The following is an 11,706-nucleotide window of genomic DNA, read 5'->3' as shown; positions in this document are numbered from 1 at the left end:
TCAAGGTGACACGGTCGAACGGTGCGACCCCGAAGCGAAACGGGTGTCGTGACACGGCGTGTCGAGTCCCGGCGCTGCATGTCAGAGACGAAAGTGATGGTGACCGCCGAAACCGAGATCTCAGTTTGGTCCCCCGGGCTCCTCGGATACTGCAGCCAAAGCACTGTGAATAGGGCCCATCTCAGCCAGTCCTACACGCGCGGTCACGAACGCGTCGCGCAGGCGCCGGTTCCGGCCCAGGTCGCCGAACACGGGGGTGAAGTCGAGGAAGGAACCAGGCAGGGAGGACTCGCGGGCCACTGCGTCGAGGAGGCCCATCGCCCGCTTGTCAACCAGTTCCTGCGGCAGCGAGCCGTCGAGACCCCGCTCGAGGTACACGCTCCAGGAGGCGAGAACCAGGCTGATGCACGCGATCCGACCGTCGCGGCGGAGTTGTTCGGCAACAACGGGCAGGAGGAACTTGGGGATTCGATCGGACGCGTCGACGACCTGTCGCGCCAACGTGTCTTGAATGGCTCTGCTACCGAAGCGTTCCAGGAGGTGTTCGCAGTATGTGGGGAGGTCCACTCCGGGAACGTGGTCGAGGGTCGGGATCGCTTCACGGTGCATGTAGGTGAGCAGGAACTCGCGGTAGTGCGGTTGCTCCAGTACTTCGTGGACGAAAGTCAGGCCGGACAGGATGCCGAGGTAGCTCATCGCCTGATGCGATGCATTGAGCAGGCGCAACTTCATGAGCTCGTACGGGTGGACATCGGCCACCAGTTGCACGCCGACACGCTCGAGTGCTGGACGACCAGCGGGGAACGTGTCTTCAAGAACCCACTGCCGGAAGCTCTCGGATCGAACGGGCCACTGGTCGTGGATGCCGACGGCAGCCACGGCAGCTACCGTCTCTGCGTCTGTGACAGGGGTGATCCGGTCGACCATGGAGTTCGGGAAGGCCACTTCGTCAGAGATCCACTCGGCAAGGTCGGGATCCAGGCGGCGCGCGAAGGCCATGACGGCGTGGCGGGTGATTGACCCGTTGCCCTGGATGTTGTCGCAGGACATCACCGTGAAGGGCGCAGCCCCGGCCGTGCGCCGTGCTGCCAGTCCGGCCACGATGTAGCCGAGGGCGCTTGCTGGCGGGTCCTGACCGCTCAGGTCTCCCAGGACAGCGGGATCGTTCGGGTCGAACTCGCCCGTGGCGTCATTGATGCCGTACCCGCCCTCGGTGATGGTCAACGACACGATCGCCACAGCGGGGTCGGCAAGCTGGTCCAGGACCGCCGGGGGGTCGTCGGGGGCGTAGAGGTAGCGCACGATTGACCCGACGACTCGAGCGGCCGAGGTCCCGTTGGGCTCCACTGTCAGTAACGTGTACAAGCGGTCTTGGTCCGCCAGCACGTCGCGCATCTTGGCGTCGAAGGGCTGCACGCCCACGCCGCAGATTCCCCAGCTCAGGTCTCCGAGGTTGAGGAGCTCGTCGATGTACAGCGCCTGATGCGCACGATGGAAGCCGCCGACCCCGAAGTGGACGATGCCAACGCGGGTGGAGGTGCGGTCGTACTGGGGTGTGACGACCGCTGGGCCCAGCTCATGGATGTGTTCCGCTGACAAGCCCGTCATGGTGCGGCGCTGCCGTCCTGGAGCCGACCGACTCCAGCCGACTGCGATGTCGCCTCTTGGTCGTCGACGAGTCGCACCACGAGGTCCGCCCGGGAACGGCTGCTCTCGACGGTACGCGCGTTGACCTCATCGACGGAAGAGACCCATCGTTCAGCCTCCTCCGGCGCCTCACCGAACGACTGGCGTCGCTGGATGAGTCGTCGCTGCCGCTCGGTCGTGGGCAGGTCGAGGTACCACGCCTCACTCAGCTGCGACCGAACTCGCCCCCATCCGCCCTCGTCCAGGAGCAGGTAGTTGCCCTCGGTGATCACCAGCGTCGCCTCAGGCGACACCGGCGTCGACCCCGCCACAGCGATCTCCAGGCCCCGATGAAACAGGGGTGCGTAAACGACGGAGCCCGCTGCCTGTGAACGTATTCGTTCCAGAAGCGTGACGTATCCATCCACGTCGAACGTGTCCGGAGCGCCTTTGCGCTCCCGGCGTCCCAGCCGCGTGAGTTCCTCGTTGGCCAGATGGAAACCGTCCATTCCGACGACCGTGGCGCACCCGCCGAACTCGTGCAGCAGGGCTTGGCACACGGTCGACTTCCCCGCCCCGGGCGGACCCACGATGCCGAGAACCGCCCGCGTCTCCCTGGCCACCAAGGCACGCGCGCGCTCGACGAGCTCGGACGCACCAGCGACCAGGTGCTGCTCCCCTCGTCCCGGGTCCGAACCACGGCTCACGGCGCATCACACTCCTGACGAAGACGAGCCCGAACCTGTCTGGCGTCAGCCACACAAGAGCTCCGGGGGCAGGTCCCCCGCCCGGCGTGCGGTAGGGAAGGGGACCCACCGCAAGGCAACCTAGGGTGATATGTCATCGGTGTCAAGATCCCCTTGCCCACTGACTGTCACCGGTGACACACTGGGGTCCTTGCCCCGCCGCAGCGGGTGCCCTGCCACAGGTCACTGCGCGGCCCCGCGAAGTCAGAGGAGTTAGCCGAAATGACAGCCTTCAACGGACGTCCAGTTCTCGTCACCGGAGCCAGCGGCGGGATCGGCGGAGCGACCGTTCGCCATCTCGTGGAGGCCGGCGCAGACGTGATCGCGAGCGGCCGGTCGATGGATGGCCTTGAGGACGTGGTGTCCCAGACCGGGGCGCGAGCACTGCCTTTCGACCTTAACAGCGAAGACAGCATCAGCGGCGCCTTGAGCGGCCTTGATCTGTGGGGCGTGGTGAACTGCGGCGGCTTCGGCGGAGAGATCGCGTCGCCGATGGAGACGGACATCGCCGTGTTCGACCAGGTGATCAGCATCAACACGCGCGGGGCACTCCTGGTCACGAAGTACGCCTCGCGCGAGATGATTCGCCTCGGGGCCGGGGGATCGATCGTGAACGTCTCCAGCCAAGCCAGCCTCGCGGCTCTGCACGGGCACATCAGCTACGCGTCCTCCAAGGCTGCCCTCGACAGCATCACCCGGGTGTCGGCCCTCGAGCTGGGGCAGTACAACATCCGGGTGAACAGCGTGAACCCCACGGTCGTCATGACCCCCATGTCGGCCTGGTACTGGGGTCGACCGGAGATCGAGGGCCCCTTCCTCGACGCCATGCCGTTGCACCGCTGGGCAACAGAGGATGAGATCGCCGCGCCAATCGTGTTTCTGCTCGGGGACGGCGCCTCCATGATCTCTGGCGCCTCCCTGCCGATTGACGGCGGCTACACCGCGCGATGACGGCCGGGGGCAGGCGACGTGACTCAATCGGGTCTGATGCGATACTGAACGCTCACTGGCCGAGGTAGGAGACACGATGTCGACCATGCGGGACGTGGCCGAGAGGGCCGGCGTCAGTGCGAAGTCTGTCTCTCGGGTCCTGCGTGATGACAAGTACGTGTCCGAGTCGGTCCGTTCGCGCGTGCTCGCGGCTGTGGAGGAGCTCCACTACGTACCGAACACCCTCGCCGTGAGCTTCCGCGCAGGCCGCGACACCGCGATCGGGGTCGCGGTCCCAGATCTGGCCGACCCCTTCTTCGCAGAGGCCGTCCAAGCCATTGAAGCGGTCGCGCGGCAGCGAGGTGCTGCCGTCCTCGTCAGTAGCATCGGATATGACAAGGAGCGAGAGCACGAGGCCATCGAGCCGCTACTGCATCGCCAGGTGAGCGGACTCATCGTGTGTCCCGTTGCCTCCGACCAGTCGTACCTGCGTCGCTGGGAGAAGCGGATTCCGCTGATGTTCATCGACCGCGCCCCGCGCCATCTCAACGCCGACGTCGTCGTGCAGGACGACGCCAGCGGCGCTCGGGACGCCGTAGAGCACTTGGTCAAGGAAGGTCATCGGCGAGTTGCCTTCATCGGCGACGATCCGGTCATCGCCACAGGCGTTGATCGTCTGCGCGCCTACCGCGAGACACTGCAATCGCACTCACTGCCCTTCGACGAGTCGCTGGTCATCTACGACGAGGCCGACGGCGCACACATCCAGGACAAGCTGCACGACGTGCGAGACACCGCAGACCCGCCCACCGCGATCTTCTGCTCGAACGCACGAACCGCCCTGGTGACGATTCCTGCCCTGCGCCAGCTGGACTGGGGAGGAGTGGCGCTCGTGAGCTTCGGGGACTTCCCCCTGTCGTCACAGCTGGACCCGCCTGTCTGCGTCATCGACCAGGACCCTCGCGGCCTCGGCCAGTTCGCTGCCACACGGGTGTTCGATCGCCTCGACCACCCGCATCGCCGTTTCCGTCGCCGCACCGTCATGCCCGTGAGGCTCCTGGACCGGGGAGGATGCGGACTCCAGAGGTCGTAGGGAGGGCGGCGCGCAGACACTTCTGGGGGTCGGGCCCGGTGCCTGGTTCGCACACCGGGGCCACCTGTCCCGGCTCTGCGCACTTCGAGACAACGCCGCAGCACGGCTCGATCGTGCGCTGAGCCCGCCTGCCAGTTGTTCCAGTTGACGGGACGATGGATGGTCGACCGGCACCCACGACCACCACCGAGCCGAGCCTGTTCCTTCCACACCAAGGCCGGCCGATGGGATCGGTTCCAGGGCTGTCGGGACGCCAAGGTCGGCCGTTCGACCACTTGCTATGTCACCGGTGTCATGTCAGGATAGTTGAAGGGCATGACACCGGTGACATAATGCACTCCATGCACCTCTGCCGCGCCGCCGCCCTTCCATGGCGGTCAGACACGAGGTGGGTGCCCACCTCGCCAGCTCGAAACGAACCAGAAGCCGATCCGGCGCAAAGAACCAAAGGTGGTCACGTGACACGGTCCTCGCTCTCGGCGATCCCCGGCCTTGTGCCCTCCGCGGATCGGACCACGAGCGGCTTGCCCGTCGTGGCTGGGATCGACCTCGGGAGCACCGGCGTCAAGATCCTGGTCGTCCGCGGCGCCGCTGAAGAGCTGCTCGAGGAGCAGGTCGCAACGCCATGGAGAGCGGGCCCCGGCGGCACGACCGAGCTCGACGCCATCGCGCTGACCACCGCCGTCGACTCGCTCCTCCAGAGCGCAGCTGATCGCCTGGCGGCGATGGGGGTTCGCACGGTCGACGCGATCTCCGTGGCTGGGATGGGCGAGACCGGAATGCTCGTCGACGAGACACTGCGTGCGCCACACCCCGGGTTCGCCTGGTTCGACCCTCGCGGCCAGGACGAGGCCGAGGCGTTCCCCCGTGACCTGAGGGATCAGTTCGCCGGGCGCACGGGGCTGCCTCTGGGGGCTCAGGTCACCGTCGCCAAGCTGGCCCACCTCCGTCGCCGTGGGACGCCGCTTGGGGCTTACCGCTGGCTCGACCTCCCGGAGTTCGTCGTTGCGTCTCTGGGGGGAGACGTCGCTCTTGAATACTCCTTGGCGTCCCGAACAGGTCTCCTCGACCAGGACACTGACCGGCCGTGGCCCGCGATGCTTGACCTCCTCGGGGTGGAGGAGGGCTTCATGCCGGAGCTCCGAGACGCCGGCGCCTCCTGGGGGACGGCTCGCGAGGACCTACCGGGAGTCTTCGCCGGTGCGGCGCTGACGGTCGCCGGCCACGATCATCTCGTCGCGGCGGAGGCCGGCGGCTCCCTCGACGGCGACCAGTACCACGTGTCGATCGGCACCGCCGAAGTGCTCCTGCGGGTCTCGGACGTCGCTCTCGGCTACGAGGCACGGAGCCGCCTTGCCGGGCACTTGATCAACGAGGTGCGCCATGTTGTTCCCGGCAAACGCGTCATCGTCGCGGGCGTCAAGACCGGACTCCTCCTCCGACGCGCTCTCCAGGCAGCCGGCATCCACACCCGAGCTGGTCGTGACGCGCTCGACCGTGCCGTGATGGCCCTCCCGCTGGAGGGGCAGCTGGCGCTCGACGGGATCGAGGTGAGCGGCGCCCGCAACGACGACGGGGTGCTGCGCCTGACCTTCCGAACCGACGGCATCTCGCCCGCTGAGGTCTTCGCGGCCGTTCTCCGGCACAGCAACGACGAGATCCAGCTGCTCATCGACGCCATCGACCGCGAGCTGCCGCCGGCCGTGTCGACCACCCTCACCGGTGGATGGGCAGGCATGAAGTCGGTCCAGCGAGCTCGAGGGCAGGTGCTTCCCGGCCTCTCGGTCACTGAGCGAGAGCAGGAGACCGCCTACGGCGCTGCACTCGTGGGACTCCGACTGCTGACTTCCTGCCACGAAGCAAAGACCAACCACTGAAAGGAAAGACGCACATGACGCTTACCACCGCAGAACGTCGCGGAATGCAGGCGATCTCCACGCCCGGCGGCCACATGCTCATCGTGGCCGCGGACCAGAGGAACGGGATGAAGGCAGCCATTCATGACGCCCCCCAGGGTTCCAAGAACATCACCACGGAGGAGCTGGCTCAGGCCAAGGCCGACCTGGTGAGGTACCTGGGCAACTTGGCACCCGCCATCCTGCTCGACCCTGAGGTGGCGCTGCCCGCCCTGGTCGACGACGACGTCCTTTCGCGCAGCACCGCACTCGTCGTGGGTTTGGACGCCTCTGGCTTCGAGGTCGTCGACGGCCTTCAGCACACTCGGTACGTCGAGGGCGTGACGGCTCGCACAGTGAGAGACCTTGGCGGCGACGTGGCCAAGATGCTCTTCTACACGCGGCCGGACCGTCAGGGCGAGGACTCCCGCGTCGCACACCAGATCCGTGAGCTCGTCCGGGCCTGCGAGGATGAAGGGGTGCTCCTGATCGTCGAGCTGCTCACCTATCGGCTGGAGGACGAGAGCGAGGAGGAGTACACCGCACGGTTCCCTGACCTTGTCGCGGATGGTGCCGCGCTGGCGGTGGCCTGCGGCTCAAAGGTTCTCAAGCTCCAGTACCCGGGCTCAGCGGCCGCCTGCGCCGCGGTGACCGAGGCAGCATCCGGGGCCCCTTGGGCCGTGCTGTCCGCAGGCGTTGACCACGAGACGTTCGTAGGCCAGGTTGCCACCGCGATGGCGAACGGTGCGAGCGGTGCGATGGCAGGCCGCTCGCTGTGGAAGGACAGCCTCTCCATCTCGAGCGAGCGTCGACAGGAACTGCTCACCGAACGCGCTGCGCCGCGCCTGATGGAACTCGCAGCGGTCATCGACGGCGTGCACTGACGAGCGCGGTTGTCATCATGGAGGGGCGGTCGGAGGCGTTCCAAGGCCGCTTCCTCGCCTTCTGGCTGCATGTGGGCGAGGGCGCCGCTCCGCGTCCTTGGTCCGCGTCCTCGACCGTCCCGTCCGGACATCGTCGAGCGGCTGACCGTTTGCTCAGCGTGGGCGACCCGACGGCCCGCGTGCGGGGGGATCGCCCGGTTCCCCGCACGCGGCGTGCCGGCGTGGGGCGAGAGCGACCCGGCCCGGCGCCGCACAGCAAACCCACGCCGCAAACTCCGGCGGACGAACGTGATCAATGTCCGGCTCATCGAAAGGGAGTCCTCGATCCTATGAAACGCGGAGCCGAACACCCAAGTAGGCCATGCGCCCTCTTCGTCACCGGAGCGCCTGGGTCAGGCAAGACCACCTTCGGCCGGCTGTTGGCCCAAGAGCTCGGGGCTACGCTTCTCGACCTCGACACCGCCACCGAAAGGTTGATCGACGTGCTCGCGACCGTGCGCGGAGGTGCGAACCTCGACGATCCCGAGTTCGCCAGGGAGACGCGTGCAGCCCGATACGACACGATCTGCTCGCTGGCCGTGGACAACGTGGCCGTCGGGCTCGACGTGGTCCTCACCGCGCCCTTCACGGAAGAGGTCCGGGATGCCGCGAAGTGGGACCAATCCGCGCGGCGGATGGTTCTCGCCGGTGCCACGCCGTTCATGGTGTGGATCGAGTTACCCGGTCACGAGGTCCTTCGTCGAGTGCGAGACCGTGACGCCGCCAGAGATGCCAGCAAGCTCGGTGAAAGCTGGCTGGCTGGCTTGGACCTCTCACCACCCGTTGCACCGCATATTGCAGTCAGCGGAATGCAGCCACCGGAGCAGATGCTGGCTGCCGTGATGGCGGAGCTGCGCTCGTCGGCAGGTGGCGCCGTCGGCACCCGAGCGCCGAGCTCTCACGACCACCCAGAGCGAGATCGCCACTCCTGATCCGAGGTGGGCCCCCGTGGGCGACACGACCTCCCCACGATGGCCGAGGTGCTGGGAATCGCTGCACCTTGCCCTCTGGGCGACCGCGGGGCCAGCCCTTGAGCCGGCACAGCGCGACGCTACCTGTCATCGGTGACATAAACTTCGAGGCGAAACCTTGACACCGGTGACATAGCAGCTTTAGATTCGTTCGAACGACGAGAAGCACAGGCAGAGACGAGGCAGTTGCCCCCACCGCGGGGAGCCGTCCTCCCCCGGCTGCCGACGAGTTCTGACCCTGTGACACCGCTGTCCAAGGCAAGGAGGCCACCCGTGACCGTCGCGACGTTCGTTCCGGTATCGACCTCGCCGTGCCCCCTCGGACACCTCGCGATCACGACATCCCGCCTGAGTCGAACCATCTCGAGCCGCGCGTCTGGGTCTGCCACCCGGCGCCCCACGTGCGGCGCGCGGCTGTCGCAGGCGGCGGCTAGTAACGGCGGACGCTGCGAGCCGCGCACGTCGACCGGTCGCGGGGATCGTCTCCGCCGGCCGAGCACACCTGGCAAGGAGGCCAGCATGATGATTCCGACCTGGCGCAAGGCCACGGACCAGGAGGCAAGCGCATGACTGCCCTCTTGGAGGCCAGGGGCCTCAGCCGAAGCTTTGGCGCAGTCCAAGCACTGGACAAGACGGACTTCGACATCCAAGCCGGCGAAGTCGTCGCGCTCATCGGCGACAACGGGGCCGGCAAGTCCACCCTGGTGAAGGCACTGACCGGCAACCTCGACCTGGACGAGGGCCAGGTGCTCTTCGAGGGCGAGCCGGTGACGTTCACCAGCCCGCACGAGGCCTCCGCCCGCGGGATCGAGGTCGTCCACCAGGATCTGGCGCTCGCCCCCCACCTGGACTCCGCCGAGAACATGTTCCTCGGACGCGAGATCATGCGACCGGGCATCGCCGGTCGGCTGGGCTTCATGGACAACGCGCAGATGCGCAAGAAGTCCGCCGAGGCGTTCACCGAGCTCGGCTCGGCCGTCCGATCCGTCGTCGTCCCGGTCGGGGCCATGTCGGGCGGACAGAAGCAGACGGTCGCCATCGCGCGAGCCGTGTCCTGGGCGAACAAGGTGCTCTTCCTCGACGAGCCCACCGCCGCCCTCGGGGTCATTCAGACGCAGAACGTGCTGGACACCATCAAGCGGGTCCGCGACAAGGGCCTTGCCGTTGTCCTCATCTCGCACTCCATGCCTCACGTGCTGGAGGTGGCCGACCGAGTGCAGGTGCTCAGGCTCGGCCGACGCGTGGCCACCTTCGACGGGAAGAACACCTCTGTCGAGCAGCTCGTCGGTGCCATGACAGGCGCCCTGGACCGAAAGGAGGGGGCGGCGTGACCACCACCACTCCCCCATCAGCCTCGACCATCGAAACCAGCGCCCATCACGAGGGAAGCCTGCTGGGCCGGCTGAAGGCCGTGCAGTCGGTCTGGATCCTCGGAGTGCTCGTCGTCATCGTGGCCGCCTTCGGCGTCCTGTCACCCACGACGTTCCTCACCGCCAGCAACCTGACCAACATCACGCAGAACGTCTCGATCTGGGCTGTCCTCGCCGTGGGCATGACCTTCGTCATCATCACGTCCGGCATCGACCTGTCCGTCGGATCCGTCCTCGTCGTCTCCTCGGTGGTCGCAGCCAAGGCCATGGAGGCCTTGGGTGGCGCGGGATGGGGGGCTGCGCTCGTCGGCCTCGTCCTGGCCGTGGTCGTGGGCGTCTTCTGGGGCATCCTCAACGGCGCGCTGGTTGCACGGGCCAATGTGCCACCGCTGATCGTCACGCTGGGAACTTTGTCGGTCGCGCTGGGTATCGCGCAGATCATCACCGGCGGCCTGGACATCCGTTCGGCCCCCGACGTGCTCGTCGACACCATCGGGTACGGCCGCCTGGTCGGCATTCCGGCGATCAGCCTCATCGCTCTCGTCATCGTCGTCCTCGGCGGGATCGCCCTGCACAAGACCAAGTTCGGGCGGTACACCTACGCCATCGGTTCCAACGAGACCTCGGCGCGACGCGTCGGAGTGAACGTCGATCGCAAGTTGGTGCAGATCTATGCGGTGTCCGGCACCCTCGCTGGACTTGCGGGGATCCTCTCGCTCGCGCAGTACGGCACGACGACCATCGCCGGTCAGTCCCTGACGAATCTCAACGTCATCGCCGCTGTTGTCATCGGCGGGACGTCGATCTTCGGCGGCCAAGGGTCCATGTTCGGCTCCATGGTGGGCCTTTTCATCCCAGCCACTCTCCAGTCCGGGTTCGTCATCATCGGCGTCTCCCCCTACTGGCAGACCGTTGCGGTGGGCGCCATCCTCATCGCCGCTGTCTACGTCGACCAACAGCGACGAGCAGCCGCCAGCCGAGGCAAGGGGATCTAGACCGACCTCGCTGTCCCTCGTCCGGCAACTCTCCCTCTCACCCACCCAAGCACCACGGGGGTAACCCCACCACTTAGGAAAGGCAGAACGACATGAGGAACACCATCAAGATCGCGGCTGCGTCCGCCAGTGCCGTCCTGGTCCTGGCCGCGTGCTCCACGGGCAACACATCCGGCTCAGGCAGCTCCGGGTCGGCAGGAGGATCCGCCGACAACAAGCAGATCGCCTTCGTGCAGGGCGTCGCCGGCGACGAGTTCTACATCTCCATGCAGTGTGGCATCGAGGCCAAGGCCAAGGAGCTCGGATACACCGTCACCGTGCAGGGTCCGCAGAAGTTCGACCCCACCCTGCAGAAGCCGATCGTGGACTCGGTGACGGCGTCCAAGCCCGCTGCCCTCCTGATCGCCCCGACCGATGTCACTGCGATGCAGACACCGCTGGAGCAGGCAGCGAAGGCCGGGATCAAGGTCGTCCTCGTCGACACCACGGTCACTGACCCGTCCTTCGCAGCCTCGCAGATCAGCTCCGACAACGTCGGTGGCGGCGCCGCAGCGTTCGACGCGATCAAGCAGGCCAAGCCCGCCGGCGGCAAGGTCCTCATCATCTCCACCGACCCCGGTGTCTCCACGGTCGATGCGCGAGTCAAGGGCTTCGAGGAGGCCGCCGCTAAGGACTCGACCTTCAAGTACCTCGGTGTCCAGTACAGCCACAACGACCCGGCCACGGCTGCCAACCTCGTCTCGGCCGCCCTGCAGAAGGACCCCGACATCGTCGGGATCTTCGCCACCAACCTCTTCTCGGCCGAGGGCTCCGCCACTGGTGTTCGCCAGGCGGGCGGCAAGGACATCACGATCGTCGGCTTCGACGCAGGTCCGAACCAGATCAAGGCCCTCGAAGCCGGCACGGTCCAGGCCCTCGTGGCGCAGCAGCCGGCCACCATCGGTTCCGACGGTGTCGAGCAGGCTGTCGCTGCCCTCACCGGCGGTCAGGTGACCCCGACCATCCAGACGGGGTTCACCATCATCACCAAGGACAACCTCAGTGGCGAAGGTGGTCAGGCGGCCTACAAGTCCACCTGCTGACCTGAGCCGATCTGCGGGGCCGCCGTGACCTTCGGGCGCGGCGGCCTCGCTTCCGGGATCGACGTCCAACTTCGA

Annotated in this window: 10 protein-coding genes; 8 read left to right on the top strand and 2 right to left on the bottom strand. The window is 66.9% G+C overall.

Features of this window, described 5'->3' with window-relative positions; translation table 11 throughout:
• Positions 1 to 120: 120 nt before the first annotated feature.
• Positions 121 to 1,608, bottom strand: a complete 1,488-nt coding sequence (locus ACFLFB_RS03065) for a mannitol dehydrogenase family protein (RefSeq protein WP_392544234.1) — start codon at positions 1,606 to 1,608, stop codon at positions 121 to 123.
• On the bottom strand, positions 1,605 to 2,333 hold the full coding sequence (locus ACFLFB_RS03060) for a nucleoside/nucleotide kinase family protein (protein WP_392544233.1): 729 nt from the start codon (positions 2,331 to 2,333) through the stop codon (positions 1,605 to 1,607). Before ACFLFB_RS03060 ends, ACFLFB_RS03065 begins: the two co-directional genes overlap by 4 nt.
• A 261-nt stretch (positions 2,334 to 2,594) precedes the next feature.
• On the opposite strand from ACFLFB_RS03060, the gene ACFLFB_RS03055 reads away from it, so the two are divergent.
• The 8 genes from ACFLFB_RS03055 (at position 2,595) to ACFLFB_RS03020 (ending at position 11,631) form a co-directional block, all read left to right on the top strand.
• The gene (locus ACFLFB_RS03055) at positions 2,595 to 3,323 is read left to right on the top strand and encodes an SDR family oxidoreductase (RefSeq protein ID WP_392544232.1); all 729 of its coding nucleotides are present in this window, start codon (positions 2,595 to 2,597) and stop codon (positions 3,321 to 3,323) included.
• A 76-nt stretch (positions 3,324 to 3,399) separates the two neighbouring features.
• Positions 3,400 to 4,395: a LacI family DNA-binding transcriptional regulator gene (locus tag ACFLFB_RS03050; RefSeq protein ID WP_392544231.1), complete on the top strand. Its 996-nt coding sequence runs from the start codon at positions 3,400 to 3,402 to the stop codon at positions 4,393 to 4,395.
• Positions 4,396 to 4,928: 533 nt separating this feature from the next.
• On the top strand, positions 4,929 to 6,272 hold the full coding sequence (locus ACFLFB_RS03045) for an FGGY family carbohydrate kinase (RefSeq protein WP_392544230.1): 1,344 nt from the start codon (positions 4,929 to 4,931) through the stop codon (positions 6,270 to 6,272).
• Positions 6,273 to 6,286: 14 nt separating this feature from the next.
• Complete coding sequence (locus ACFLFB_RS03040) at positions 6,287 to 7,174, top strand: hypothetical protein (RefSeq protein ID WP_392544229.1); 888 nt, start codon at positions 6,287 to 6,289, stop codon at positions 7,172 to 7,174.
• Positions 7,175 to 7,191: 17 nt separating this feature from the next.
• On the top strand, positions 7,192 to 8,145 hold the full coding sequence (locus ACFLFB_RS03035; protein WP_392544228.1) for an AAA family ATPase: 954 nt from the start codon (positions 7,192 to 7,194) through the stop codon (positions 8,143 to 8,145).
• Positions 8,146 to 8,750: 605 nt separating this feature from the next.
• Positions 8,751 to 9,515, top strand: a complete 765-nt coding sequence (locus tag ACFLFB_RS03030) for an ATP-binding cassette domain-containing protein (protein ID WP_392544227.1) — start codon at positions 8,751 to 8,753, stop codon at positions 9,513 to 9,515.
• A complete protein-coding gene (locus ACFLFB_RS03025) occupies positions 9,512 to 10,549 on the top strand; it encodes an ABC transporter permease (protein ID WP_392544226.1) in 1,038 nt (345 codons plus the stop codon). Before ACFLFB_RS03030 ends, ACFLFB_RS03025 begins: the two co-directional genes overlap by 4 nt.
• Positions 10,550 to 10,641: 92 nt before the next feature.
• The gene (locus ACFLFB_RS03020) at positions 10,642 to 11,631 is read left to right on the top strand and encodes an ABC transporter substrate-binding protein (protein ID WP_392544225.1); all 990 of its coding nucleotides are present in this window, start codon (positions 10,642 to 10,644) and stop codon (positions 11,629 to 11,631) included.
• Positions 11,632 to 11,706 lie beyond the last annotated feature (75 nt).

Source organism: Oryzobacter telluris (assembly GCF_043099285.1).
Classification (GTDB): Bacteria; Actinomycetota; Actinomycetes; order Actinomycetales; family Dermatophilaceae; genus Oryzobacter; species Oryzobacter telluris.
Note: the sequence above shows the minus strand (reverse complement) of the source record. Positions and strands in the feature narration are given on the sequence as shown.